The organism is Sphingomonas sp. CCH9-E2, from assembly GCF_001557215.1.
Classification (GTDB): Bacteria; Pseudomonadota; Alphaproteobacteria; order Sphingomonadales; family Sphingomonadaceae; genus Sphingomonas.
In genome coordinates this window covers 1-24,836 of sequence record NZ_LSJM01000042.1, presented here as the reverse complement: position 1 = coordinate 24,836, position 24,836 = coordinate 1, and the positions used below count along the sequence as shown (strand labels likewise).

Here is a 24,836-nt window from a genome sequence, read left to right as displayed (position 1 = left end):
CCGCGTGAGACGAGGAGAGTGACATGCGGGCGATGCTGATGCTGCTGGCGGCGATCCTGCTGGGTGGGGCGGCATCGCCGCCGCACAGCATCGCGCTGCAACCCGAAATCCTGATCTTCAGCCACACCACCGGCTGGCGGCATGACTCGATCGAGCCTGCGGTTGTCGCGATCACCAAAGCCGCACAGGCGAGGGACTATCGCGTCGCGACCAGCGAGGACCCGGCGCTGTTCGACGATGCGGCGCGGGTGAAGCGCTTTGCCGCGATCGTGCTGCTGTCGACCACCACCAAGCCCAAGGATCCGGAGAGCGAGTGGTTCACGGGCGCGCGGCGAGACAATCTGGTCGCCTACGTGCGTGGCGGGGGCGGGATCGTCGGCGTGCATGGCGCGGCGGATTCGCATTACCATTGGGACTGGTATGGACGGATGATGGGCGCGCGATTTGCCCGGCATCCGGCGGGGACGCCCAAGGGCGTGGTGACCCGCGCGCCGCTCGACCATCCATCGATCCGCAGCTTTCCCGACACCGCTGAACTGATCGACGAATGGTATTGGTTCGACGATCTCGACCCGCGCCTGCGCCCGCTACTGACGCTTGATCCGGCATCGATCGGGGAGAAGGGCGTCAATCCGCGCCCCGTGGCCTGGGCGCATCGGTTCGAGGGCGGGCAGGTCTTCTACACTGGCCTTGGCCATACCAAGGAGGCGTGGAGCGATCCGCGCGTGGTCGATCACGTCATGGGCGGGATCGGCTGGGCGGCGAAGCGCGGCGCGCGACCAATGGTGGTGATCGAGGAGGCCGCAAAGCGCGTACAAGAGCCGCCGCCGCATGGCCGCATCGGGATGAGTACCGCCTGGCGCATCACCGACGGCGTGCCGGGCCGGATGATGGAATATCGCAAGCGTGCGCTGCACAAGGGCGCCGCAATCGGCGTGCATCCGATCGACCATGACGAGGTCTATGCCGTCGTCTCCGGCGAGGGCGAGGTCAGCTCCGACGGCAAGACCGCGCGGCTGAGCCCCGGAATGACCGCCTATCTCTACACCGGCGCGCAGGTCGGCATTCGCCAGACCGGCGAAAAGCCGCTGGTGCTGATCATTGCCTATCCGCTTGAAGGAGTACCGCGTAAATGATTGCCCGCCGCCAACTGCTCGCCGCGTCCGCCGCACTGATGCTCACCCCCGCAATGGCACGCGCGCAGACGCCGGCGACTGCCGAGATTGCCGCGACCATGAAGCGGGCGACGCAATTCATGGTCGAAAAGCTCGCCTATCGCGGCGGGTATCTGTGGTCCTATCTGCCCGATCGCTCGCGTGTCTGGGGTGAGCTGGAAGCGTACAAGACCATGGTGTGGGTGCAGCCGCCGGGCACCGCGACGATGGGGCATCTTTACCTCGACGCCTATCACGCGACCGGCGACGAATATTATTATCAGGCGGCGGCCAAGGCGGCGCAGGCGCTGATCGATGGGCAGTTGCCGACAGGAGGATGGGGCTATTTCATCGACTTTGGCGGCCCTGCCTCGACCAAACGCTGGTACGAGACGATCGGCAAGAATGCCTGGCGCATGGAGGAATTCCAGCACCATTGGGGCAATGCGACGTTCGACGATCAGGGGACGGGCGAGGCGATCCGCTTCCTGATCCGCCTCTATGTCGAAAAGCGCGAAGCGCGCTTCAAGCGCGGCCTGAACAAGGCGATCAACTTCATCTTCGCCAGCCAGCTCGACACTGGCGGTTGGCCGCAGCGCTGGCCGCGGGTGCGCGACGGCGGGCTGCACGGCAAGCCCGATTATACCGGGCTGATCACCTTCAACGACGGGGTGATCCACGACAATATCGACGTGCTGCTGACCTATCACCAAGCGATCGGCGATCCGCGCGTGCTGCCCGCGATCGAGCGGGCGATGGACGTCTACCTCAAGACCCAGCAGCCCGCGCCGCAGGCTGGCTGGGGGTTGCAGCACCGCGCGGACTTCTCACCCGCCGGTGCACGCACTTATGAGCCCGAGGCGCTGGTGACGCATACCACCGCGTCGAACGTCGAAGACCTGATGGAATTCTACCGCCTGACCGGGAATGCGAAATATCTGGCGCCGATCCCGGCCGCGCTAGACTGGCTCGACAGCGTAAGGCTGCCCGAGGAATTGCGCCTCGGAAACAGGCATTTCCCGACCTTTGTCGAGATCGGCACCAACAAGCCGCTCTGGGTGCATCGGCGCGGGTCGAACGTGGTCAATGGCGCATATTATGCCGATCACGACCCCGCGCACACGATCGGCCATTACAATCCGCGCCGCTCGGTCGACGTGGCGAAGCTGCGCCGCGAATATGAGAAATTGCGGGTGATCCCCGGTGGGCCGGTGTCCAAGGATTCACCGCTGCTGAAGGGGCGCCAGCCGCTGTCGCCCTATTGGGTCGCAGCGGTCGAGCCGGGATCGGACATGAATGTCGCGGGCGGCAAGAGCGCGGCCGAACTGGTCGCGTCGCTCAACGCCGAGGGCTGGTGGCCGACGCAGCTCAAGGCGATCAGCCACCCCTATCGCGGGCCGGGGTCTAAGGAAGTCGCCCCGGGCGATTTCCGGTCGAGCAATGTCGGCGACAGCAGCGATACGTCGCCGTTCGACGTCAAGGACGGGCCGATCGGGATTTCGACCGGCACCTATATCGATCACATGGTCACGCTGATCGGCGCGCTGCGCAGCGGTTCCTAGGTGGGGTCGATAACGAGGCGGCAGTTGCGCAGTTCGTACCCCGCGATCAGCGGATTCCAGCCGACATCAGGCGCGCGCTCCAGCCTGAGGCCGGGGACGTGCAGCAGCCGGTCGAGGAACACGGCGGATTCGTGCAGCGCCACGCCAGCGCCGGGGCAGCGGTGCTCGCCATCGCCGAATGCCAGTCCCGGGCCGGTGACGCGCGGCGCGCGCTCGCGCTCCGGGTCGAGCGCGTGCGGGCAGGCGCCGACCGCCGCCGCATCGCCATTGGCCGAGCGAATGTCGAGCGCGACGGTCCCGCCTTCGACATGGCGGTAGAGCGTGCCGACGACAGGTTCGAGCCGCAGGATTTCCTCGAGGATGGCGATCTGCCCATCGGCATCGGCGGCGAGGAACTGCGCGCGCAACTCGGGCCGTTCGAGCAGATGCCAGCCGGCCATGGTGATGAACTCACGCGTCGTCACCATTCCCGCTGCGCCATAGGTGAAGCATTCGGTAAGGATGTCGAGCGGGCTATAGCCCTCGCTCAGCAGGTGCGAGATCACGTCCTCACGCGGCGCGGCGCGGCGTGCGGCAATCGCGGGCTTCACATCCTTGGCATAGAAGCGCCGCATGCGCCATTGGCCAAGCAGGAAGCTCATGATCTCGGCAAACTTCCCGCGCCCGGCCTGGAAAGCGGTGCTGAAGAAGGAGTCGAGCCGACGGCTCATGCCGTCCATATCGCTCTCGGTCAGGCCGACAATCTCCGCCGCGACGGCGACCGCCATGTCGAGCGACAGCCGGTCGAGATCGCCGCCGCCATCCCGGACCAGTCGCGCGATCAGTGCGTCGCTGGTCCGCTCCATCAGTTCGCGATAGCGCGTCTCGACCACGCGCGGGGTGAAGAAGCGCGCGGTGCCGCTGCGCTGGCGGCGATGCGCCTCGCCATGCAGGAACAGGATCGGCGGGCGCGCCTGGCCGCGATATTTGCCGATCACCTCGGCCTTGAACCCCGCCTGGCGTCCGTTGGTGTCGCGCAGCACCGCGCGCACTGCCTCATATCCGGACACCACCGGTGCCTTGAGCAGGCCGCCACGCGCCACGCTTGCGGACTTGCGGTCATCGCGCGCATGATCGACCGGGCAGCGGGCCGGCGGGCTGGCAAGATGCGACTGGGCGGACATGACACACTCCGGGTTATGATACACAATGGATCATAAGATAGCGAAGCGGAGCGGCGTTTCAAGCGATGCGCGCGTTCTCCGTTCCCGCGCGGCGCTCGGCACAGCGTTGGTGGAACTGGTGGCGGAGCGTCCGTTCGGCGAGATCACGGTCGCGATGCTGACCGATCGGGCCAAGGTCGGTTATGCCACCTTCTTCCGCCATTATCCCGACCTGTCGGCACTGCTGATCGAAGTCGCCGACGCGCTGATCGCCGAACTGCTCGCGAAACTGCTGCCGATGCTGCAGCAGGGCGACCGGCTTGCGCTGGTGCGCACGCTGACGGCCGAAGTTCTGTCGCGCCGCACCCTGTGTCACGCGCTCCTGACCGGCGCGGGCGATCCGATGCGCCAGATGGTAACGCAGCGCGCGATCGCGCAGGCGCTGGCCAGCCCCGCCGAAACGCCCGACGGACTGCCGCGTGAGCTGGCGGTGACGCATCTGGTCGGCGCGGCGCTGACGATCCTGACCTGGTGGCTCGACCGCGCGCCGGACATGGCGGCGGACGATGTGGCGGCGATCCTCGACCGGCTGGTGCTGGCGCCGGTGCTGGCGGGTCAGGTCCCGGGCTGAATATAGGGGATGCGGGCGAACAGCTCGCGCTGCCATTTGCGCGGGTCGGCCTCGATCCGGCTCTGCGTATCGAAGATCATCGTCTGGCGCTCGGGCAGGGTGTATTTTGGCCAGTCAGCCACGTCTGCGCCATTGGGATTGCCGGTGGCGGCGAGGTTGACGAAGGCGCGCTGCATCGCCGCTGACACCGCCTGCGCGCCCGGGCCGGTGCCCGACGCCGTTCCCTCCGCGCCGATCGTGCCGAAGACGAGCGGGATGTCGTGCGTATGCGCTGCGCCGCGTTCGGGCGCGATCGGCGACTGGAAATCGAGCTGATAAACAAAGGCGGGGACGCCGGCCCTCGCCCGTTCCTCCGCCTCGATCACCTGTCCGCGCCAGCTGCGCCCGGCGGTGGTGCTGGCGTAGAAAATGTCCTGCGCGGTCCAGTCGGGGAATTGGCGGCGATACTCCGCCACCACCCATTCGGGATGCGCGTCGATGCGCAGCTGCGGCGCGATACGCTCGGCGAGGTTGGACCAGTCGAGCGTGCGCACCGCCTCGCTCTTGGGGTCGATAAAGGCGCGGGTCTCGTCGCGCGTATTGCCGAGGATCAGCGGGATGGCGTTGCCGAGCGGGTTGGCGTCGGGCCAGAAGGGGTGGCGGGTCAGCCACTTCATGTCGAGCACCGGTCCCATATAGACCCCGCCGCCAAGGATCGGGTCTTCGGCGGAGAGACCCTCGACCAGTCGCTGCACGGGCATGTCGATCAGGTCACTGGGGTTGGCGTTGAGCTTGGCGAGCAACGCCCTGGCGCGCGCGGTGGCGTTCAACGGACCGCTGGCCGTTACCTGCTGCCCGCTCATCGTCGCGGCGCTGCGGAACAGGCCCTTGGCGGCGGGCATACCCATCAGCGTGGCGATCTTGGCACCGCCGCCGGACTGGCCGAACACCATCACCCGGTTCGGATCGCCGCCGAACCCGGCGATGTTGTCGCGCACCCATTGCAGGGCGAGGATGAGGTCGAGCTGGCCGAGATTGCCGCTGTCGGGAAAACGCGGATCGAGCCGGGCGAGGTAGAGATAGCCGAGCGCGTTGAGCCGGTGGTTGACGGTGACGACGACGACATCGCCTTTCTCCGCCAGCGTCTGGCCGAACACCTGCGGCTCGATCACGGTGCCGTTGGAGTAAGCGCCGCCGTGGAAGTAGACCATCACCGGGCGGCGCGCATTCGGGTTCGCCGCGGGCGTCCAGACGTTGAGGAACAGGCAGTCCTCGGCCTGATTGGGCAGGTTGCTGCGTTGCGGGCAGTTGACCGCGAAGTCGGTCGCGCGGAGCGTATCGCGGCTGCGGGCCGGGGCGGTCGCGGGGCGGAAGCGCGTGCCGCTGGTGTCGTTGCCGTAGCGGATGCCGAGAAAGGCGGAGACCGCTCCCTCGCGCTTGCCCTGCCAGCGGCCGGTGGTGCCGGTGGCGACCGGATCGTCCTTGGCAAACGCGGCGGAGGGCAGGGCGGACAGCGCCGCGCCTGCACCCAGCAGCGTCCGCCGCCGCATCACCGGCGCACGTCCAGTCCGCCTTCGAGAAAGGCGTCGATGTCGCGCTGGCCGAAGAGCGACGCATCGCCGGGCAGCGAATGTTTGAGGCAGGTGAGCGCGAGGCCGGAGGCGACGGTCGCTTCCAGATCGAGGCCCGACAGCACGCCGTGCAGGATGCCTGCTGCATAGGCGTCCCCGCCGCCGATGCGGTCGACGATGCCGGCCACCACGACCTCATCGGTCTGGTAGCCGCGTTCGCGCGTGTCGACACGTGCGGCAATCCGGTGGCGGTCGGCGTCATCGACATGACGCGCGGTCGAAGCGATGCGCTGAAGATTGGGGAAAGCATCGAACGCGGCCTCCGCAGCGTCGCGGCGGCGGTCGGCGCCATCGCCCGAAAAGGTCTGGCCGAGCAGTAGCGACACGTCGCGGTGATTGCCGAACATCGTGTCGGCGAGGCTGACCAGTTCGGTCAGCACTGCACGCGGGTTGCTGTCCCAGCTTTCCCACAGGCGTGCGCGGTAATTACCGTCGAAGCTGACCGCGACGCCCATCGCCTTCGCGGTCTTTGCTGCGGCGATTGCTGCAGCAGCGGTCGCCGGACCGAGCGCGGGGGTGATGCCCGATAAATGCAGCATCGCCGCGCCGTCGAGGATGCTGCGCCAGTCGAACGCATTCGCCGGCGCGGTCGCAAAGCTCGACGCTGCCCGATCATAGACGATGTCGGACGCGCGCAGGCCTGCACCGACCGACAGGAAATACAGGCCCATGCGCCCGTCGCGCAGCTGGACGTTGCCGGTATCGACGCCCTGCCCGCGCACGAAGCGGATCGCGGCCTGGCCGAGCGGATTATCCGGCACCGCGCTGACCATCGACACCTTATGGCCGAGATTGGCGAGGCCGATCCCGACATTCGCCTCAGCCCCCCCGACATGCACGTCGAGGCTGCCGGTCTGCATCAGCAGTTCGCGCCCCGGAGCGGTCAGTCGGAGCAGCAACTCCCCGAAACAGACGATATGGCCGGCCATGATCTCTCCTCAACTCGACCGGCGTCAGCGCGCCAGCCAGCCGCCGTCTACCGCGAGGATGTGCCCCTGCACATAGTCCGATGCGCGCGAGGCAAGAAACACCGCCGCGCCGCCCAGATCGGCCGGGTCGCCCCAGCGCGCTGCCGGGATGCGCTCGAGGATCTGGCGGTTGCGCGTCTCGTCCTTTTGCAGCGCGTCGGTATTGTTGGTGGCGATGTAGCCCGGCGCGATCGCGTTGACGGTGATGCCCTTGCTTGCCCATTCATTGGCCAGCAGCTTGGTCAGCCCGCCGACGCCGCTCTTCGATGCGGTATAGCTCGGCACGCGGATGCCGCCCTGAAAGGTCAGCATCGATGCGATGTTGATAATCTTCCCCCCGCCATTGGGGATCATGTGGCGCGCGGCCGCCTGGCACAGGAAGAACACCGACTTCAAATTGGTGTCCATCACCGCGTCCCAGTCTTCTTCGGTGAAGTCGACCGCGTCGTTGCGGCGGATGATGCCGGCATTGTTGACGAGGATGTGCAAGCCCCCGAGCTTTTCCACAGTTTCATCCACAACTCGGCCCACAGGCTCGATCGAGGACAGGTCGGCGCTGATGATCTCGGCCTGGCGGCCCAGCGCGCGGACCTTTTCCACCGTTTCGGTGGCGGCGGAACGGCCGACTGCGGCGATGTCCGCGCCCGCCTGTGCCAGCGCGAGCGCAATGCCCTGGCCGATGCCGGTGTTCGCGCCGGTGACGACCGCGACGCGGCCGGTGAGATCGAAGGAATTGGTCATATCGAACTCCAAATCCCCCTCCCGCTTGCGGGAGGGGCTAGGGGAGGGCCTGTCGGGAGCGGTGCGGCAGAGAGGACAGCCCCTCCCCTAGCCCCTCCCGCTTGCGGGAGGGGCTAGGGGAGGGCCTGTCCCTTCCGATTAAGGGCATCGCCTGCGGACAGGCCCTCCCCCGACCCCTCCCGCAAGCGGGAGGGGAGAAGTGAGCGGCGCGCTTTGGACCTCCGCTGAAATCGCATCTGCTACCGGCGGAAGCGCTTCCGCCGAGTTCGTCGTCGACGCGGTTGCATTCGACAGCCGTGAGGTTGGGCCGGGCGCGCTGTTCTTTGCGCTGACCGGTGAGACGACCGATGGGCACAAGTTTCTCGACCAGGCCTTTGCCAGCGGTGCGGCGGGGGCGGTGGTGTCGCGGGCGACCGGGCATCCGCATGTCCTGACCAGCGACACGATGGCGGCGCTGGAGGATCTAGCGCGGGCCAGCCGGGCGCGGATGACCGGGCTGGTGATCGGCGTCACCGGGTCGGTCGGCAAGACCGGGACCAAGGAAGCGCTGTTCGCATGCCTCGACCGGCCCGAGCCGGGACAGGCGCATCGCTCCGTCAAAAGCTACAACAACCATACCGGCGTACCGCTGAGCCTGGCGCGGATGCCGCGCGACACGCGGTTCGGCGTGTTCGAGATGGGGATGAACCATGCCGGCGAGCTGGCCGCGCTGACCCGGATCGTGCGGCCGCATATCGCGATCGTCACCACCATCGCCCCGGCGCACACCGAATTCTTCGACAGTGTCGAGGGGATTGCCGACGCCAAGGGCGAGATTTTCCAAGGGCTGGAGCCGGGCGGGACCGCGATCGTGCCGTTCGACAGCCCGTATCGCGACCGCCTGATCGCGGCGGCTCAGCCGCATGCGGCACGGATCGTGACGTTCGGCCTTGGCAAGGGCGCGGATGTGTGTGCGGTCGAGGTCCTACATGGCCAGCCGGGCGGGACGTTCGTGACCGCGAAGATCGGCGCGGACAAGACGCTGAGTTTTACCCTGTCGCAGCCGGGCGATCACTGGGTCGCCAATGCGATGGCGGTGGTGGCGGCGGTGGACGCGGCGGGCGGCGATCTGGAGCAAGCGGGACTGGCGCTGGGCGAGATGGGCGGACTTGCCGGGCGCGGTGCGCGGTTCGGCGCGAAGGTCGGCGACGGCGAAGCGCTGGTGATCGACGAAAGCTATAACGCCAACCCGGCATCGATGCGCGCGACGCTCGCGGTGCTGGCGGCAACTCCGGCGACGCGGCGGATCGCGGTGCTGGGCGAAATGCGCGAGCTGGGCGAGCAATCGGGCGACTTCCACGCCGAGCTGGCGGAGCCGGTTTTGGCGGCGGGCGTCGAAGCGGTACTTCTTGTCGGTGAGGGGATGAAGCCGCTCGCGGCAGCGCTTGAGGGGCGGGCCGAATTGGTCCATGTGCCCGACGCCGCTGCGGCGCGCGCGTCGCTCGAGGCGATGCTGCGCGCCGGGGACGCGGTGCTCATCAAGGGTTCGAACGGGGTCGGGCTGTCGCGGGTCGTCGCGGCACTGGCGGGAAGAGGCTAATGCTGTACGAACTGGCCGAATGGCTTGGCTTTCCGGGGCTGCTCAACCTGTTCCGGTACCTGTCGTTCCGCACCGGGGCGGCGGTCGCGACCGCGCTGTTCATCGGCCTGATCCTGGGGCCGCGCTTCATCGGCTGGCTGCGCGTGCGGCAGGGCAAGGGGCAGCCGATCCGCGCCGACGGGCCGCAGAGCCACCTGGCCAAGCGCGGCACGCCGACGATGGGCGGACTCATGATCCTGACCAGCCTGACGCTGGCGCTGCTGCTGTGGATGGACCTGTCCAACCCCTATATCTGGGCGTGCATCTTCGTGACGCTCGGTTTCGGGATGATCGGGTTCCTCGACGATTATGACAAGGTGCGCAAGGCGAGCACTGCGGGGGTTTCGGGCAAGGTCCGGTTGCTCGGCGAGTTCGCGATCGCGGGTGTCGCGGCGTGGGTGATCACGCTGCAGAACGGGACGATGCTGTACGTGCCGTTCTTCAGCCAGTTCAGCGTCGACCTGGGCTATTTCTACATCGTCTTTGCCGCGTTCACGATCGTGGCGTTCGGCAATGCGGTCAATCTGACCGACGGGCTCGATGGCCTGGCGACGATGCCGGTGATCATCGCGAGCATGGCGTTCATGCTGATCGCCTATGTCGTGGGCAACAAGGTGTTCGCGACCTATCTTGGTATTCCGCATGTCGCGGGGGCGGGGGATCTGGCGATCTTCTGCGGCGCGATTGTCGGCGCGGGCCTCGCGTTCCTGTGGTTCAATGCGCCGCCGGCGGCGGTGTTCATGGGCGATACCGGGTCGCTGGCGCTGGGCGGCGCGCTCGGGGCGATTGCCGTTACCACGCATCATGAGCTGGTGCTGGGGATCATCGGCGGCCTGTTCGTGGTCGAGGCGCTGAGCGTCATCATCCAGGTGTTCTGGTACAAGCGCACCGGCAAGCGCGTGTTCCGCATGGCGCCGATCCACCATCATTTCGAACAGCTTGGCTGGAGCGAGCCGACGGTCGTGATCCGGTTCTGGATCATCGCCTTCGTCCTCGCGCTCGCGGGGCTGGCGACGCTGAAACTGCGGTGATCGGCTCCGCCGCCTGGCGCGGGAAACGCTTTGCGGTACTCGGGCTGGCGCGGTCGGGCCTCGCGACCGTGCGTGCCTTGCTGAAATCTGGTGCGCATGTCGTCGCGTGGGACAGCGGACCAGCTCGAGACTCCGCATACTGCGATACGGGCGAGGATCTCACGGTAGCGCCAATTGAAGACTTGAACGGTTTCGATGCACTTGTGCTGTCGCCCGGCGTGCCGTTGAACAGCCATCAACTTGCGGCGCGAGCTCGAGAACTTGATCTGTCAATCATTGGCGACATCGAGCTGTTCGCGCAGGCGCGAGCCGAACTTCCCCGGCACAAGGTAGTTGGCATCACCGGGACCAACGGCAAGTCGACGACCACTGCGCTCATCCATCACATCCTCGAAACAGCGCGCGTGCCGACGACGATGGGCGGGAATATTGGTCTGCCCATCCTTGCGCAGGACATGCTTCCCCCGGGCGGGATCTATGTGCTCGAACTGTCGAGCTATCAGATCGACCTGACCCAGAGCCTCGACTGCGAGGTCGCGGTGCTACTCAACATCACGCCCGACCATCTCGACCGCTATGACGGGTTCGATGCCTATGCGGCGTCGAAAGCGCGGCTGTTCGCGATGCAGTCCAGGGGGCATGCCGCGATCATCGGGATCGGGGACGAGGCGTCGCAGGGCGTGGCGAAGCAGGTTGCACGCTCCGGGCGGGCCGAGGACGTGACCAAGATCGCGCCGGGATTCTGCATGGACCAGTCGCGCTGGCCGGCGCTGCAGGGGCCGCATAATGCGCAGAACGCGCTCGCCGCGATTGCCGCGTGCGAGGCGCTGGGCGTCGATCAGGCGAGCATCGATCGGGGGCTGGAGAGCTTTCCCGGCCTGCCGCATCGGATGGAGCGGGTCGCGACCAGAAACGGCGTGCTGTTCGTCAATGACAGCAAGGCAACCAACGCCGAATCGACTGCGCCCGCGCTGTCGGCCTATCCGCGCGTCCACTGGATTTTGGGCGGCAAGGCCAAGACCGCCGATCTCGACGCGTGCCGCCCGGGTTTCCCCCATATTGTCCGCGCCTACACCATCGGCGAAGCGACGGAGATGTTTGCGGAAATCCTGAAGGGCGAGATGCCGGTCGAACGCTCGGGCACGCTGGCGCAGGCAGTGCGCGCGGCGGCGGCCAATGCGGTGGCGGGGGAGACGGTGTTGCTGTCCCCGGCCTGCGCGTCGTTCGACCAGTTCCGCGACTATGAGGATCGCGGCGACCAGTTCCGCGCGGCGGTGGAGGCTTTGGCATGAGCGACGTGATCCGCGCGACCACCAAGCGCAAGCCGCTGCGCGAGCGGTTCGAGGACCAGCTGAGCCGGGGCAGCAAGACGCCGCTGGGCCTGTGGTTCTGGGAAATCGACCGCATCCTGTTGCTGCTCGCGTTCCTGCTGATCGGGATCGGGCTGGTCGCGGTGGCGGCGGCGTCGCCAGCATCGGCGGAGCGCTATTCCGACGCGACCAAGCAGTTCGCGTCGATGCATTATTTCTGGCGCCAGGCGCTGTGGATCGGGCTGTCGATCCCGGTGCTGCTGGTCGTGTCGATGCTGCCGGTCGGGCTGGCCCGGCGCGGCGCGATTTTGGGCACGGCGATCTGTGTGCTGCTGGTCGGGCTTGCCGCCTTCTTTGGCGCCGAGGTCAATGGTGCGCGGCGCTGGATCGGTGTCGGCATCGCGTCGTTCCAGCCGTCGGAGTTTCTGAAGCCGCTCTATATCGTCACCACCGCCTGGCTGTTGTCGCTGCGCGCCAAGGATCCGAGCCTGCCGGTGATTCCGGTGACCGGAGTGCTCACTGCGGTGATCGCCGCATTGCTGATGAAGCAGCCCGATTTCGGGCAGACGATGATCTTTGCGTCGGTGTGGGTCGTGCTGCTGATGCTGGCGGGGATTTCGACGCGCGCGATCGGGTTTCTGGGCGGCGCAGGCGTGGCCGGGGTGGTTGCGGCCTATCTGTTCTATGACACGGCGCGCACGCGCATCGACAGCTTCCTGTTTCCTGATCCCGAAAAGGCGGCGGCGGAGCATTATCAGACCGATATGGCGCATGCGGTGCTGACCGCGGGCGGGGCGACCGGCACCGGTCCCGGCGGCGGGACAGTCAAGTTCAAGCTGCCCGAGGCGCATACCGATTACATCTTTTCGGTGATGGGCGAGGAGTTCGGCCTGATCGCGTGCATGATCATCGCGCTGATCTACCTCGCCATTGTGGTGCGGGTGCTGATCAAGCTGCTGGATGAAGAGGATGCGTTCCGGCTGCTCGCGGCGGCGGGGCTGGCGGCCCAATTCGGGATTCAGGCCGTGATCAACATGGCGGTCAACACCGGCCTTGCCCCCTCCAAGGGGATGACCTTGCCCTTCATTTCCTATGGCGGATCGTCGATGGTGGCATTGTCGATCGGGATGGGACTGCTGCTCGCTTTCACGCGGCGGAACCCGTATCTGAAGCGATCAAGCTATACGGTTCGAGGGAAGAGTTGATGACATCGGGACGGCAATACGTCCTCGCTGCCGGGGGCACCGGCGGACATATGGTTCCGGCCGCAGCGTTGGCGGCGGAGCTGATGCGGCGCGGGCACAAGGTGGCGCTGATTTCCGACGAACGCGGGGTGCGCTTCCCCGATCTGTTCGACGGGATCGAGACGCATGTCGTTCCGGCATCGCGCTTTGCCGGCGGACCGATCGGGTGGTTGAAGGCGCTAAACACGATGGCCAAGGGGCGGGCGCAGGCGCGCAAGCTGTATCGCCAGTTGCGCCCGGCGGCGGTGGTCGCGTTTGGCGGCTATGCGTCGATGCCCGCGCTGTCGGCGGCGTTCGCGGCCAAGGTGCCGACGGTGATCCATGAGCAGAATGCCGTGCTGGGCCGGGTCAACCGGCTGGTCGCGGGGAAGGTCGGGGCGATCGCCACCAGCTATGCCGAGGTGGCGCGGCTGAAGCCTGCCTATGCCGGCAAGACCCATCTGACCGGCAATCCGGTGCGTGAAGCGGTGCTGGAGCTGCGGCTGCGGCCCTATCCGCCGCTGGAGGAGGATGGCATCTTCCGTGTGCTGGTCACCGGGGGAAGTCAGGGTGCGTCGGTGTTGAGCCAGGTGGTGCCCGATGGCCTCGCGCTGTTGCCCGTGCATTTCCGCCGCCGGTTGCAGGTGACGCATCAGGCGCGGGTCGAGGATATCGACGAGGTGCGCCGCAAATATGCCGAGCATGGCATTCCGGCGGAGATCGCGACGTACCTGCCCGACCTGCCGGAGCGGCTGGCCTGGGCGCATATCGTGATCGCGCGGGCGGGCGCTTCGACCATCGCCGAGTTGACCGCCGCCGGGCGTCCGGCGATCCTGGTGCCGCTGCCGAGTGCGACTGACGATCACCAGACCGCGAATGCGCGCGAGATCAGCGCCGCGGGCGGGGCGCGGACGATCCCGCAACGGGCGTTCACCGCGCAGGAACTGGCCAAGCAGATCCAGAAGCTGGGGCTGGACCCCGAGGGGCTGGCGCATGCCGCGGCGTGTGCGCGCAGCGTCGGGCGGCCCGATGCGGTGCGCGACCTCGCCGATCTGGTGGAATCGATCGACGCCGACTGGGCGTCGGCAGGAATGGGACATGCCGAGCCGGTGAAGATCGCGCAGGGTGGGGAGGCGTTTGCGTGAAGGGTGTGGCCAAGGATATCGGCACGATCCATTTCGTCGGCATCGGCGGGATCGGCATGTCGGGCATTGCCGAGGTCATGCATAACCTGGGTTACAAGGTGCAGGGCAGCGACAGTGCCGAGGGCTATGTCGTCGAAGGGCTGCGCAAGCGTGGCATTGCGATCACCATCGGGCAGAGCGCGGACAATCTGGGCGATGCGGCGGTGGTCGTGACCTCGACCGCGATCAAGCGCGACAACCCGGAAGTGCAGGCCGCCTATGCCGCGCGCATCCCGGTGGTGCGGCGCGCGGAGATGCTGGCCGAACTGATGCGGCTCAAGTCCACCGTCGCGGTGGCGGGGACGCATGGCAAGACCACAACGACGAGCATGATCGCGGCGCTGCTGGATGCGGGCGGGATCGACCCGACCGTGATCAATGGCGGCATCATCAACCAATATGGCTCCAACGCGCGGCTCGGCGACAGCGAGTGGATGGTGGTCGAGGCCGATGAGAGCGACGGCAGCTTCCTGCGGCTCGACGGCACGATTGCGGTGGTGACCAATATCGATCCCGAGCATCTCGATCACTATGGCTCGTTCGAGCGGGCCAAGGACGCTTATGTCGAGTTCGTCGAGAATGTGCCCTTCTATGGCGCGGCGTTGCTGTGTCTCGACCACCCCGAGGTGCAGGCAATCATCCCGCGCGTGCGTGACCGGCGGATCGTGACCTATGGCTTTGCAGCGTCGGCGGATGTGCGCGGGGTGAATGTCGTGCCCTATCCGGGCGGCAACAAGTTCGAGGCGATCATCCGCCATCGCGACGGGACGACGCGGTCGATCGAGGGGATCGACCTGCCGATGCCGGGGCGGCACAATGTCCAGAATGCGCTGGCGGCGATCGGCGTGGCGCTAGAAATGGGCATCGACGATGCGACGATCCAGAACGGCTTTGCCAAGTTCGGTGGGGTCAAGCGGCGCTTCACCAAGGTCGGCGAGATCGCGTTCGAGGGCCAGCCGCCCGCGATTGTGATCGACGATTATGGCCATCACCCGGTCGAGATCCGCGCGGTGCTGTCGGCGGCGCGGGAGAGCGCGCAGGGGCGGGTGATCGCGGTGGTGCAGCCGCATCGTTACTCACGGCTCGGCAATCTGATGGATGACTTTGCGCAGGCGTTCAACGACGCCGACATGGTGCTGGTGACCCCGGTCTATGCCGCGGGCGAAGCGCCGGTCGAGGGCGTGAGCGGCGAGGCGCTGGTCGAGCGGACGTTGGCGCGCGGTCACCGGCTGGCGGAGAGCGTTGCGGATGCGGACGCGCTGGCGGCGCGGATCGCCGAAGTCGCGCTGCCGGGCGATCTGATCGTCTGCCTGGGCGCGGGTGACATCACCAAATGGGCCGCTGGCTTGGCCGAAGCGGTCGACGCCAAGCGGAGCGTGACGGCATGAGCGACTGGTTCACCCTCGCCACCGACATGCAGCGCGAAATCCTGCGCGCGCAAAAGGCGCAGATGGATGCGGCGCAGACGATGCTCGACGCGGGCAAGGACGTCGCGAAGCTGCAGGAGGCGGGGGTGAAGGCCGCCGAGGCAAACCTGTCCTATTGGAAGCAATGGGCGAAACTGTGGGGGATGAAGTGAGCGCAACGCTTCTCCCCAAGGTGCGGGGGAAGCTGACCCCTGACGCGCCGCTGGCGCCGCTGGTCTGGTTCAAGAGCGGTGGGACGGCGGAGTGGCTGTTCGAGCCGGCCGATGTCGATGATCTGTGCGCGTTTCTGCGCGATCTGGACCCGGCGGTGCCGGTGATGGCGCTGGGGCTGGGGTCGAACCTGATCGTGCGCGACGGCGGGGTGCCGGGCGTGGTAGTGCGGCTGGGCAAGGCGTTCGCCAAAGTCGAGCAGCGGGGTTCTACCACGCTAGAATGTGGTGCTGGCGCGAGCGGTATTCTGGTTTCGTCCACCGCCAGGGACGGTGGCGTCGGTGGTCTGGAGTTTTTGAGATCGATTCCAGGCACCGTCGGAGGCTTCGTCCGAATGAACGGCGGTGCCTATGGCCGCGAGACCAAGGATATTCTGGTCAGTTGCAAGGTCGTGCTTAGGACCGGCGAGATGTGGATGATGCAAGGGGCGGACTTGGGCTATACATATCGTCATAGCGAGTTGCCGAACGACGCCATCGTCGTGAGCGCGGTCTTCCGTGGCCATATCGACGAACCCGCCGCCATCCAGGCCGAGATGGACCGAATCGCCGCGGCCCGCGAGGCGTCGCAGCCGTTGCGGAGCAAGACGGGCGGATCGACCTTCAAGAACCCCGAGGGTGACAAGGCGTGGCGGCTGGTCGATGCGGCGGGCTGTCGCGGGCTGATGCGCGGCGGGGCGCAGGTGAGCGAGAAGCATACCAACTTCCTGATCAACACCGGTGATGCGACCAGCGCGGATATCGAGGGGCTGGGGGATGAGGTGCGCGCGCGGGTGAAGGCGGCGAGTGGGGTTGAACTCGAGTGGGAAATTCAGCGTGTCGGCGTGTTCGCCGACGACGCCAAACAAAGACGCGTGGGGGTGGCGAAGTGATGCACGTATCGTCGCCCCGGCGCAGGCCGGGGCCGCCAAGTTTTGAAGTTCAAGCGCCGCCACAGGGCGGCCCCGGCCTGCGCCGGGGCGACGGAGTTTTTGCGTGACTGCTATCACCCCCCTCCACGTTGCGGTCCTGATGGGTGGCTGGTCGGCCGAGCGGCCGGTGTCGCTGATGTCGGGCGCGGGGATTGCCGAGGCGCTGGAATCGCTTGGCCATCGCGTCACGCGGATCGATATGGATCGCGACGTTGCGGCGAAGCTGGCGGCGGCGAAGCCCGATGTCGTGTTCAATGCGCTGCACGGGACGCCCGGCGAGGACGGGACGGTGCAGGGGATGCTCGACCTGATGGGGCTGCGCTACACGCACTCCGGCATGGTCACGTCGGTGATCGCGATCGACAAGGTGCTGACCAAGCAGGCGCTGGTTCCGCATGGCATTCCGATGCCGGGCGGGCAGATCGTGTCGACTGCGTCGCTGTACGAGGCCGATCCGATGCCGCGGCCTTATGTGCTGAAGCCGGTCAACGAAGGATCGTCGGTCGGCGTGGCGATCGTCACGACCGAGGGCAATTACGGCAACCCGATCTCGCCCGACGCCAAGGGGCCGTGGCAGGAGTTCGACGAACTGCTCGCCGAGCCGTTTATTCGCGGGCGCGAGCTCACCACGGCGGTGCTGGGCGACACGGCGTTGCTGGTGACGGAGCTGAAGCCCAAGAGCGGTTTCTACGACTTCGACGCCAAATATACCGACGGGATGACCGACCATATCTGTCCGGCGGAGATTCCGGACGAGATCACCGACGCATGCAAGCGGCTGGCGCTCGAGGCGCATCGTCTGCTCGGCTGCAAGGGTGCGTCGCGGTCGGACTTCCGCTGGGACGATAAAAAGGGGCTGGACGGGCTGTTCCTGCTGGAGGTCAACACCCAGCCAGGGATGACGCCGCTGAGCCTGGTGCCGGAACAGGCCAAGGCGCTGGGGATGAGCTATCCGCAGCTGGTGCAGGCGATCGTCGACGAAGCGTTGCGCGAGGATGCGGGATGAGCCGCAAGCCCGCCACCAAACGCCCCACGGTCAAGCCCAAGCGCCGCGCGCAATCGAAGCGCAAGCAGCCGCATCTGCTCGACCGGATGGTCGCGGCGATGCCGGTGAGCGAGGCGACGCTGCACCGGATCATCGCGTGGAGCATCACCGGCATCGCGGTCGCGTCGCTGATCGGCGTGGCGACACTGTTCGGCGTGCCGGGCGCGGTCGGTACGGCGCTGGCCGAGGGCGTGGGGCAGGCGGGCTTTCGCGTCCAGCAGGTCGAGGTGACCGGGATCAAGCGCGCCGACAAGATGACGGTGTATAATTATGCGCTGGACGAGAAGAGCCGCGCGATGCCTTTGGTCGATCTGGACGAGGTGCGCGCGCGGTTGATGACGATCGGCTGGGTCGCCGATGCGCGCGTGTCGCGCCGCCTGCCCGATACGCTGGTGGTCGACATCGTCGAGCGCAAGGCGGCGGCGGTGTGGCAGCATCAGGGGCAATTGATGCTCATCGATGCCGAGGGCGTGCTGCTGGAGCCGGTGTCGGCGGAGGCGATGCCCGATCTGCCGCTGGTGATCGGGGACGGCGCCTATGCGCAGCAGCCAGCCTATCAGCGGTTGCTCGCCGCGGCACCGGCGCTGCGCCCGCTGGTCAAGGCGGCGACGTGGATCGGCAATCGCCGCTGGGACCTCTCCTTCAACACCGGCGAGCGGCTGGCGCTGCCCGAGGGGGAGGAGGCTGCGGCCAAGGCGTTGGTGAAGTTCGCCGAGCTCGATGGGGCGGATCGGTTGCTGGGGCGCGGGTATCTGCGCTTCGACCTGCGCGATCCGACGCGGCTGGTGGTCCGGATGCCGGGGCAGGTAGTGCGCAAAGAGATTGAATCGGCGGCAGAAACTGCCAGTGTGAATGTGCAGGGGGAATAAGACATGGCCAAGACCGCGCCCGAAGGACTGATTACCGCACTCGATATCGGGTCGTCGAAGGTGTCGGCGCTGATCGCGCAGAAGGGCGATGGCGGCGAACTGGTCGTGCTCGGCACCGGTCAGCGCGAGAGCCGGGGCGTGCAGCGCGGCTATATCGCCGACATGGCCGCGACCGAAGTCGCGGTGCGCGAGGCGGTCGAGCAGGCCGAGCGGATCGCGGGCACGAACATCGAGGATGTGTGGGTCAGCTTCTCCGCCGGTGGGCTGGAGTCCAACATCCTGCGGCTCGAGGTCGATCTGGGCGGGCATCGCGTCGAACAGTCGGACATTGACGACCTGCTGCGCGCCGGGCGTGAGGCGATCAATCCGGGCGGACGGATGGTGCTGCATGCGCAGCCGACGCGCTACACGCTCGATGGCCTCGCCGGCGTGAAGCAGCCGCGCGGTCTGCATGCCGAGCGGCTCGGGGTCGATATCCATGTCGTGTCGACCGAGGGTGCGCCGGTGCGTAACCTCGATTTGTGCGTCCGTTCGGCGCATCTGGAGGTGCGCTCGATCATCGCCGCTCCCGTTGCCACGGGGCTGGCCTGTCTGTCGGAGGAAGAGCGCGAGCTGGGCGTGGCACTGGTCGAGATCGGCGCGGGCGTAACCAATGTCTCGGTCTACAAGGACGGCGTGCTGACCGGCCTGTCGTCGATCCAGCAGGGGTCGGCGGACATCACCGACGACATCGCCAGCGCGTTCGGGACACGGCGCGGGCAGGCCGAGCGGATGAAGTGCTTCTATGGCAGCGCCAACATGACGCCGCGCGACAATCACGACATGATCGACATCGCGCCGGCGAGCCTGGAGGAAGAGGGCGAGGGCGCGCGGATCACGCGGGCGCAGCTGATCGCGGTGATCCGCCTGCGGCTCGACCGGTTGATGGCGGAGATCGCCAAGGAGCTGACGCGCCTCAATTTCGAGGATCCGGTCGGGCGGCAGATCGTGCTGACCGGCGGCGGCGCCGAGCTGAAGGGCGTGGCGGATTATGCGCAGCAGGCGCTGGGCCGGTCGGTCCGGGTCGGGCGTCCGCGCGGCCTGTCGGCACTGCCCGAGGCGCATGCGGGACCGGCGTTCGCAACGCTGGCGGGGCTGGCGACGTTCGCGGCGGCCGATCCGGTCGACCTGCGCACGCTGGAGCCGTCGCGCGGGCAATTGGTCGTGCGGAGCAACCCGAAAGCCATGATCCAGCGGATGATGGCGGCATTTCGGGCCAATTATTGACATTTCCTGTGGGCGATCGGCGGATAACGCTGGAATGGCCCCCGGCGATGGTGCAGAAACAACGTTACAAACAGGTGTCGCTTGGGGTGCGCGCCTGAGGAGATACACAGAAGATGAGCATCGACTTCCTTCCGCCCGACCTGGATGAACTGACGCCGCGCATCACGGTGATCGGCGTCGGCGGCGCGGGCGGCAACGCGATCGCGAACATGATCCGCGCCGAAGTTCAGGGCGTCGAGTTCTTGGTCGCCAACACCGACGCGCAGGCGCTGAAGCAATCGAGCGCGGGTCAGCGCATCCAGCTGGGTGCCAAGATCACGCAGGGTCTGGGTGCGGGCAGCCGGCCGGAGATCGGCCGCGCCGCCGCCGAAGAAACGATCGAGATGGTGCAGGAATCGCTGAAGGGCGCGCATATGTGCTTCATCGCGGCCGGCATGGGCGGCGGCACCGGCACGGGCGCGGCCCCGGTGATCGCCAAGGCGGCGCGCGACATGGGCATCCTGACCGTCGGCGTGGTCACCAAGCCGTTCGCGTTCGAGGGCAAGAAGCGCGCAATGTCGGCGGAAGCGGGCATCGAGGAGCTGCAGAAGTTCGTCGACACGCTGATCGTCATCCCCAACCAGAATCTGTTTCTGGTCGCCAACGCCAACACGACGTTCAAGGAAGCGTTCGAGATGGCGGACGAGGTGCTGCAGCAGGGTGTGCGCGGCATCACCGACCTCATGGTCATGCCGGGCCTGATCAACCTCGACTTTGCCGACGTCCGCGCCGTGATGAGCGAGATGGGCAAGGCGATGATGGGCACCGGCGAAGCGAGCGGCGACAGCCGCGCGATCGAGGCGGCGCAGCAGGCGATCGCCAACCCGCTGCTCGACGGCGTTTCGCTGGATGGTGCGAAGGGCGTCATCGTGTCGATCACCGGCGGTGAGGACATGCGCCTGCTCGAAGTCGACGAAGCCGCGAACCATATCCGCGAGCTGGTCGACGACAATGCCAACATCATCTGGGGTTCGGCGTTCAACCCCGACCTGGAAGGCAAGATCCGCGTGTCGGTCGTCGCGACCGGCATCGAGGCGGATGCATCGGCCAAGCCGGCCGCTCCGGCTGCGCCCGAGGCGAGCCGAAGCTTCTCGTTCGGCACCGTGCGTCGCCCGCTGGGCGCTGCCGCTCCGGCGGCGGAAGCGCCCGTAGCAGCCGCGCCCGAACCGCAGCCGGAACCGGTTGCGCAGGTCGCGCCCGAGCCGGAAGCGCCGGCGCCGGCACCGGTGGCGGCGGATGAGGACGAGTTCACGCTCGAAGCCCCTGCTCCGCTGCCCGCAGACGACGCGGACGAGCTGGTACTCGGCTCTGACGCGGTGGTGCCCGAGGCGCCCGTGGCTGCAGAGCCGCCGCGCGAACCGACGATCCGTCGCCGCTGGCTGACCGGTGGCGATGACGAAGAGGTTGCGGCACCCGCTCCGGCCCCGGTCGAGGCACCCAAGGCGAAGACCGGAGGCACGCTGTTCGAGCGCATGGCGGCAGCGCGCAATGGGTCGAAGGACGATGACGACAAGGATCCGCTGGACATTCCGCGCTTCCTCAACCGCCAGAATAATCAGTAATCGGAACGGGGCTCCGCGCGGGTGCGTGCGGGGCCCCTTCATCCTGTCGCGGCCAGGCCCCGGCCCGTCCCCGGCGGATCGCGCTGACAGCTGATGTTCAGCCCCTGGATGATGTAGCCTGCGGACACTCATGACACGCGCAGCCCGATCCATCCGCCTTTCCTTGCTGCTGAGCGCCGCGCTCGCCGTCATGGCCCCGGCGACCGCGCAGGAAGTCGCGCCACCGCCCACGCCCAATGCTGACCGGCTGGCGGAGCAGATGCGCATCCTCGCCACCGATCCGCGCAACGTGCCGGCGCTGCTGGCAGCGGGTGAGTTGAGCGCACGGCTCAACGATCCGGCGGCGGCAGCGGGCTTCTTTGCGCGCGCGCAGGCGCTCGCCCCCGGCAATCCGCGCGTGGCGGCGGGGCAGGGTATGGTGATGGTGCGGGCCGAGCGGCCGGGCGAAGCGCTGCGGCTGTTCGCGCTGGCCGAGCGTGGCGGGGTGGCGATGGCGCCCTATGCGTCCGACCGCGGGTTGGCCTATGACCTGATCGGCGCGCAAGCGCATGCCGAGCGCGAGCATCGCATCGCGATGGCGCAGGGCGCAGATGACGAAACGGTGCGGCGCTATGCCTATTCGCTGGGGATCAGCGGGCGCACCGACGAGGCGATGAAGATCCTGGACCCGCTGCTGCGCCGCAGCGATCGCGCGGCATGGCGCGCGCGGGCGTTCATTCTGGCGATGAATGGCGACGCGGCCGGGGCCGACCGGATCGCGGCGAGCATGATGGGCGGTGTGGGCACCGCTTTGGCACCTTTCTTCCGGCGCCTGCCGACGCTGGCACCGGCCGACAAGGCGTTTGCAGTGCATTTCGGTGAGCTGCGACGGACCCCGTCGCGCATCGCCGATGCGCAGGTTGCGCCGCCACTGCCCGCGATTGCGTCGGTTCAGGTCGCGGCCGCTCCGCCGCCACCACCGCAACCGCGCGCGCCTGCATCGGGCTCGCAGTCGGCAGCGGGCAATCCGGAGCGCGGGTTGAGCGCGCGCGAACGGCGGGCGCAGGAGGCGGCGGCTGCGCGTCAGGCAGCGGCGGATGCCGAGGCGAAGCGGGTCGCCGATGCGCGCGCGGCGCAGGAGGCTGAGGTCCGGCGACAGGCCGAAGCCGTGCGGCTTGCCGAGCAGCAGCGGCTGGAAATGGAACGCGTCGCCGCGGCGCAGCGCCAGGCCGAGGCGCAAAAGCTGGCCGAGGCCGAACGCGCGGCGCAGGCACAGCGTGAGGCGGATGCCCGCGCGGCGCAAGAGCGCGCGACCCGCGAAGCAGAGGCGCGGCGCGCGGCCGAGGCTGCGACGGCGTCTGCGGCTGCTCTGCCGCCAGCGGCTCCGCCGGTCGAGGTGGCGCGTGCGCCTGAACCTGCACCCGAGGCCGCCCCCCAGCCAAAGCCCCGCGTTGGTGGTGAGGATAATGTGATCGCGCGGATCATGGCCGGGATCACGATTCCGGCTTCGGAACTTGGCGTCGACCCGCTGCCCGGGCGCGACGCCGAACCAACGGCGGAACCACAGCCTGCAACCCCCGCAGCGGTTGCGGCAATAGTCAAGCCGAAGCCCGAACCCACGGCCAAGCCAACGACCCCGGCCAAGGTCGATCCCAAGGCCAAGACCGGTGCGAAAGCGAAGGTCGACCCCAAGGCCAAACCCAAGATCGACCCGGCCAAGGCCGAGCCGGCGCGCCACTGGGTGCAGGTCGCCGGTGGGGCCGACGTCAAGGCGCTGCCCAAGGCGTGGAAGGCGGCGGTAGCCGATGCGCCCGCCGAGTTCCGCGGCAAACAGGCGTGGACGACGCCGCTGCGCTTCACCAACCGCTTGCTCGCCGGGCCGTTCAAGACCCCGGCGGCGGCACAGGACTTCGTCAACGCGATCAGGAAGAAGGGCGTGACCGCCTTTGCCTGGTCGAGCGAGGCGGGACAGAAGATCGAGAAGCTCGACGTCAAATGATCTATGCGGCGGCGATGCCGATTCGCGCGACCATCGCCCTATGACCCTCGCCCCCTATGCCAGCGATCCCGCGCGCAGCCGTGGGCGGTTGCACGATGAAGGGCAGGGCACCGCGCGCGGGCCGCGCGATGCGTTTCAGCGCGACCGCGACCGCATCGTCCATTCGATCAGCTTTCGCCGCCTGCGCCACAAGACGCAGGTGTTCATGGCGCCCGATGGCGACCATTTCCGCGTCCGGCTGACCCACAGCCTCGAGGTGGCGCAGATCGGGCGGACGGTGGCGCGGACATTGGGGCTGAACGAGGATCTGACCGAGGCCTTGTGTCTGGCGCATGACATCGGCCACCCGCCCTTTGGCCATGCCGGGGAGCGGGCGCTGGAAGAAGCGCTGAGCGGGCAGGGCGGGTTCGATCACAATGGCAACACGCTGCGTGCGCTGATGGTGGTCGATTGCCCCTATCCAGTGTGGGACGGACTGAACCTGAGCTGGGAGACGCTGGAGGGGCTGGCCAAGCATAATGGGCCGGTGACCGCGCCGGGCTGGGCATTGGCGGCGGCGGACGCGGCGTTTCCGCTGGAGCTGACGCAACACAGCTCGCTGGAGGCGCAGGTCGCGGCGATCGCCGACGACATTGCCTATGACAACCACGATATCGATGACGGGCTGCGTGCGGGGCTGTTGACGCTGGATCAGCTGCTGGACGTGCCTTTGGTCGCGCGCGGGTGGGATGCGGTGCGGGCGCGGTTCCCCGATGCGTCTCCCAAAAGGCTGATGCGCGAGCTGGTCCGCGCGCAGATCGGGGTGATGGTCAACGACCTGCTCGACGAGACGCGGCGGCGGATATCCGAGGCGGGCATCGAAACGGCGCAGGATGTGCGCGCGGCGGGGCGGGCGCTGTGCGGTTTTTCCGATGCGATGCGTGAGGAGGAGCGGGCGCTGAAGCGCTTCATGTACGCCAATCTCTATCACCATCCGCACCAGCTGGCGGCGGCGGAGATGGCGCATGGCGTGATCGCAGGGCTGTATGCCGCCTATGCGGATGACCCGACGCTGATGCCCGAGGCATGGCGTGAGACGCTGCCCGGCGAAGAGCCGTGGCGCAGCCGGCATATCGCCGATTTCATCGCGGGGATGACCGACCGCTATGCGATCTCGCGCTATCGCGAGGTGGTCGGTGCGATCGAGTTGCCGGAGGGGTTTTAGGCACCCTATTGCTTCCCTGCCTCGCAGGGGAGGTGGCAGCGCAAAGCGCTGACGGAGGGGCGGCCGTGCAGACGGCCGGGAACAGCTCGGCAAAACTCCGCCCTCTGCGGGGCGGCCCCTCCACCACCGCCTTCGGCGGCGGTCCCCCTCCC

The 24,836-nt window shown here is 67.6% G+C and carries 21 protein-coding genes and 1 pseudogene; 18 read left to right on the top strand and 4 right to left on the bottom strand.

The genetic code is table 11. From position 1 onward, the window contains the following. Window positions 1-23 precede the first annotated feature (23 nt). The 3 genes and pseudogenes from AX681_RS22760 to AX681_RS02265 all read left to right on the top strand — a co-directional run. Window positions 24-749, top strand: a pseudogene (locus AX681_RS22760) (ThuA domain-containing protein); the annotation flags it as partial. Continuing rightward, window positions 741-1,136: a cupin domain-containing protein gene (locus AX681_RS22755; protein ID WP_066656699.1), complete on the top strand. Its 396-nt coding sequence runs from the start codon at window positions 741-743 to the stop codon at window positions 1,134-1,136. The pseudogene AX681_RS22760 and the gene AX681_RS22755, both read left to right, overlap by 9 nt. After that, window positions 1,133-2,716 (top strand): pectate lyase, encoded by a 1,584-nt coding sequence (locus tag AX681_RS02265; protein ID WP_066656685.1) that lies wholly within the window; start codon window positions 1,133-1,135, stop codon window positions 2,714-2,716. Before AX681_RS22755 ends, AX681_RS02265 begins: the two co-directional genes overlap by 4 nt. Here the strand turns inward: AX681_RS02265 and AX681_RS02260 are convergent. Further along, window positions 2,713-3,879, bottom strand: coding sequence for a cytochrome P450 (locus tag AX681_RS02260; protein ID WP_156442582.1), 1,167 nt, complete (start codon window positions 3,877-3,879; stop codon window positions 2,713-2,715). The two genes, AX681_RS02265 and AX681_RS02260, sit on opposite strands and share 4 nt — an antisense overlap. A gap of 25 nt (window positions 3,880-3,904) precedes the next feature. On the opposite strand from AX681_RS02260, the gene AX681_RS02255 reads away from it, so the two are divergent. After that, window positions 3,905-4,489: a TetR/AcrR family transcriptional regulator gene (locus AX681_RS02255; protein WP_066656692.1), complete on the top strand. Its 585-nt coding sequence runs from the start codon at window positions 3,905-3,907 to the stop codon at window positions 4,487-4,489. Here the strand turns inward: AX681_RS02255 and AX681_RS02250 are convergent. From AX681_RS02250 to kduD, 3 genes are read right to left on the bottom strand one after another with little or no spacing between them, the layout of a single operon-like run. Next, the gene (locus AX681_RS02250; RefSeq protein ID WP_066656695.1) at window positions 4,474-6,018 is read right to left on the bottom strand and encodes a carboxylesterase/lipase family protein; all 1,545 of its coding nucleotides are present in this window, start codon (window positions 6,016-6,018) and stop codon (window positions 4,474-4,476) included. The two genes, AX681_RS02255 and AX681_RS02250, sit on opposite strands and share 16 nt — an antisense overlap. Then, entirely contained in the window at window positions 6,018-7,028 is a 1,011-nt protein-coding gene (locus AX681_RS02245; protein WP_066656697.1) for a sugar kinase, read from the bottom strand. The genes AX681_RS02250 and AX681_RS02245 overlap by 1 nt, the downstream gene beginning before the upstream one ends. A gap of 24 nt (window positions 7,029-7,052) precedes the next feature. Next, a complete protein-coding gene (gene kduD / locus AX681_RS02240) occupies window positions 7,053-7,808 on the bottom strand; it encodes a 2-dehydro-3-deoxy-D-gluconate 5-dehydrogenase KduD (RefSeq protein ID WP_066681592.1) in 756 nt (251 codons plus the stop codon). A gap of 199 nt (window positions 7,809-8,007) precedes the next feature. Here kduD and AX681_RS02235 point away from each other — a divergent pair, with 199 nt between their 5' ends. From AX681_RS02235 to AX681_RS02170, 14 genes are all read left to right on the top strand, one after another. Next, on the top strand, window positions 8,008-9,387 hold the full coding sequence (locus AX681_RS02235; RefSeq protein ID WP_066681590.1) for a UDP-N-acetylmuramoyl-tripeptide--D-alanyl-D-alanine ligase: 1,380 nt from the start codon (window positions 8,008-8,010) through the stop codon (window positions 9,385-9,387). Continuing rightward, window positions 9,387-10,457 carry a phospho-N-acetylmuramoyl-pentapeptide-transferase gene (gene mraY, locus AX681_RS02230; RefSeq protein ID WP_066659781.1) on the top strand — a complete coding sequence of 357 codons (1,071 nt, stop codon included), beginning with the start codon at window positions 9,387-9,389 and terminating at the stop codon, window positions 10,455-10,457. The genes AX681_RS02235 and mraY overlap by 1 nt, the downstream gene beginning before the upstream one ends. Further along, entirely contained in the window at window positions 10,454-11,749 is a 1,296-nt protein-coding gene (gene murD / locus AX681_RS02225; RefSeq protein ID WP_066659780.1) for a UDP-N-acetylmuramoyl-L-alanine--D-glutamate ligase, read from the top strand. The genes mraY and murD overlap by 4 nt, the downstream gene beginning before the upstream one ends. Continuing rightward, entirely contained in the window at window positions 11,746-12,972 is a 1,227-nt protein-coding gene (locus AX681_RS02220) for an FtsW/RodA/SpoVE family cell cycle protein (protein WP_066659779.1), read from the top strand. Before murD ends, AX681_RS02220 begins: the two co-directional genes overlap by 4 nt. Next, window positions 12,972-14,135 carry an undecaprenyldiphospho-muramoylpentapeptide beta-N-acetylglucosaminyltransferase gene (gene murG, locus AX681_RS02215; protein ID WP_066659777.1) on the top strand — a complete coding sequence of 388 codons (1,164 nt, stop codon included), beginning with the start codon at window positions 12,972-12,974 and terminating at the stop codon, window positions 14,133-14,135. Before AX681_RS02220 ends, murG begins: the two co-directional genes overlap by 1 nt. Then, complete coding sequence (gene murC / locus AX681_RS02210) at window positions 14,132-15,562, top strand: UDP-N-acetylmuramate--L-alanine ligase (protein ID WP_066659775.1); 1,431 nt, start codon at window positions 14,132-14,134, stop codon at window positions 15,560-15,562. Before murG ends, murC begins: the two co-directional genes overlap by 4 nt. Beyond that, window positions 15,559-15,753 carry a hypothetical protein gene (locus tag AX681_RS02205; protein ID WP_066659773.1) on the top strand — a complete coding sequence of 65 codons (195 nt, stop codon included), beginning with the start codon at window positions 15,559-15,561 and terminating at the stop codon, window positions 15,751-15,753. The genes murC and AX681_RS02205 overlap by 4 nt, the downstream gene beginning before the upstream one ends. Then, window positions 15,750-16,682 (top strand): UDP-N-acetylmuramate dehydrogenase, encoded by a 933-nt coding sequence (gene murB, locus AX681_RS02200; RefSeq protein WP_231733731.1) that lies wholly within the window; start codon window positions 15,750-15,752, stop codon window positions 16,680-16,682. The genes AX681_RS02205 and murB overlap by 4 nt, the downstream gene beginning before the upstream one ends. 139 nt (window positions 16,683-16,821) lie before the next feature. Beyond that, window positions 16,822-17,727: a D-alanine--D-alanine ligase gene (locus AX681_RS02195; protein WP_066662270.1), complete on the top strand. Its 906-nt coding sequence runs from the start codon at window positions 16,822-16,824 to the stop codon at window positions 17,725-17,727. Beyond that, the gene (locus AX681_RS02190) at window positions 17,724-18,635 is read left to right on the top strand and encodes a cell division protein FtsQ/DivIB (protein ID WP_066662267.1); all 912 of its coding nucleotides are present in this window, start codon (window positions 17,724-17,726) and stop codon (window positions 18,633-18,635) included. The genes AX681_RS02195 and AX681_RS02190 overlap by 4 nt, the downstream gene beginning before the upstream one ends. Window positions 18,636-18,638: 3 nt before the next feature. Continuing rightward, window positions 18,639-19,901 (top strand): cell division protein FtsA, encoded by a 1,263-nt coding sequence (ftsA, locus tag AX681_RS02185; protein WP_066662265.1) that lies wholly within the window; start codon window positions 18,639-18,641, stop codon window positions 19,899-19,901. A 113-nt stretch (window positions 19,902-20,014) separates the two neighbouring features. Further along, complete coding sequence (gene ftsZ, locus AX681_RS02180) at window positions 20,015-21,502, top strand: cell division protein FtsZ (RefSeq protein WP_066662263.1); 1,488 nt, start codon at window positions 20,015-20,017, stop codon at window positions 21,500-21,502. 130 nt (window positions 21,503-21,632) lie between these two features. Next, a complete protein-coding gene (locus tag AX681_RS02175; RefSeq protein ID WP_156455992.1) occupies window positions 21,633-23,480 on the top strand; it encodes an SPOR domain-containing protein in 1,848 nt (615 codons plus the stop codon). A gap of 40 nt (window positions 23,481-23,520) precedes the next feature. Then, window positions 23,521-24,684, top strand: a complete 1,164-nt coding sequence (locus AX681_RS02170; RefSeq protein WP_066663612.1) for a deoxyguanosinetriphosphate triphosphohydrolase — start codon at window positions 23,521-23,523, stop codon at window positions 24,682-24,684. Window positions 24,685-24,836 lie beyond the last annotated feature (152 nt).